This is a genomic window from Methanocalculus sp., from assembly GCF_029762515.1.
Classification (GTDB): domain Archaea; phylum Halobacteriota; class Methanomicrobia; order Methanomicrobiales; family Methanocorpusculaceae; genus Methanocalculus.
In genome coordinates, this window is sequence record NZ_JARVGN010000496.1 from 1 (window position 1) to 1,516 (window position 1,516).

A 1,516-nucleotide genomic window follows, 5' to 3' on the forward strand; every position below is an offset into this window, starting at 1 on the left:
ATCGGGCTGAAGCGGTGATCGCCTATATCGAAGATACCCTGGCGGATCTCGAATCACGTACCGGTGATATCCCTGCCGCAGAACAGAAGCGTGTCTATGTCGGCGGTGTCAGCAGTGCCGGAAACCAGGGTATCATCTCAACCGAGCCTGCATATCCCCCATTCCTCTGGGTGCATGCGGATAATGTCGCGGGGGGCCTTGGGATTGGACATGCCGATGTTGCCAAGGAGGCCCTTGTGGACTGGGATCCCGAATATCTCTTCATCGATGTGAATACCATGACCGCGGATGATGAAGGCGCCATCGGGCAGCTGAAGCATGATCCGGCATTGAAAGGGCTCACTGCCGTGAAGGAAGGCAGGGTCTATGGCGTCCTTCCCTACAACTTCTATAATGTGAATCACGGAACTGTGCTTGCAGATGCGTATTTTATCGGGAAGATTCTCTATCCCGACCGGTTTGAGGATATCGATCCGGCAGAGAAAGCAGATGAGATCTATTCCTTCCTGCTGGGAGAGCCGGTCTTTGAGCTCATAAACAGCCAGTATGGAAACCTCGGGTTCTCACAGATACAGATCTGATCCCCTCTCTTCTTTTTCCACTCAGGACTCTGGTCTCTCTCAGATCCGCCTGCTTATGGTTCGTGCATGAAGCCTGATCGCAACAGCGGTGAAGAGAACGGAGAACATCGCCAGTGCCGCGAAGTTCGTGAAGAGAGAAAAGGTCTCTGTTCCCATGATGCAGTATCGGGCGATATTGGTGAAGTAAGTGAGGGGTGAGCAGATCGCAAGCACCTGCCCTGCGAATGGCAGCTGCTCCACCGGGATGAAGACGCCGCTGATGAAGATGAGCGGGAACTTCAGGAGTGATGAGAGCATCATGATGTTTGATGGCACATTCGTCGCCGGTGTCGAGAGGAGGAGTCCGAGCGCCGAGAAGCAGATCGAGGCGAGGATGATCCCGGCTGCGAGTATGAAGGGGTGGAGAGGGATGATCCCAAGGATCACCCCGATTCCAATCGGGACTACGGCGATTCCAATCCCGAAGATAACAGAAGCAAACATGTCGCCTGCGATCAGGGTCTTCATTGTCACCGGGCAGGCGATCAGCCGCTCTAAGGTCCGTGCCTGTGCTTCCCAGGGCTGGATCACCGGCGAGACAGCGGTTGCCGTGAAGAAGATCGTCATCGCCAAAAGCCCCGAGATGAGAAAAGGCATCGACAACCCGCGGTTTCCGGCTGCGAATGCGAGGAAGAGGAAGAGCGGCATGAAGAGGCCGAATATCACAACCGGCCCTTTCGCATAGTAGATCCGGATATCCTTCTTCGCAATCGCAAAAGCCCGTTTTGCCTGTTCGGTGATGCTCTCCGGGTTCATGCGGAATCAGCTCCCGTGAGCCTGAGGAAGGCTTCATCCAGTGTTGGTGCCAGTGTCCTGAGCATCTGGATCTTAACTCCCTTATCTGCTCCGTATGCGGAAATAGCGTGGATGGTGGAATCGACATCCCCTGTCATGAT

The 1,516-nt window shown here is 54.7% G+C and carries 2 protein-coding genes; one reads left to right on the plus strand and one right to left on the minus strand.

Translation table 11 applies throughout. From position 1 onward, the window contains the following. Positions 1–581, plus strand: a 581-nt coding sequence (locus QCH34_RS12570; protein ID WP_300334636.1) for an ABC transporter substrate-binding protein, incomplete at its 5' end; no start/stop codon positions are given. 39 nt (positions 582–620) lie between these two features. Here the strand turns inward: QCH34_RS12570 and QCH34_RS12575 are convergent. After that, the gene (locus QCH34_RS12575) at positions 621–1,376 is read right to left on the minus strand and encodes an ABC transporter permease (protein ID WP_300334637.1); all 756 of its coding nucleotides are present in this window, start codon (positions 1,374–1,376) and stop codon (positions 621–623) included. Positions 1,377–1,516: the final 140 nt, after the last annotated feature.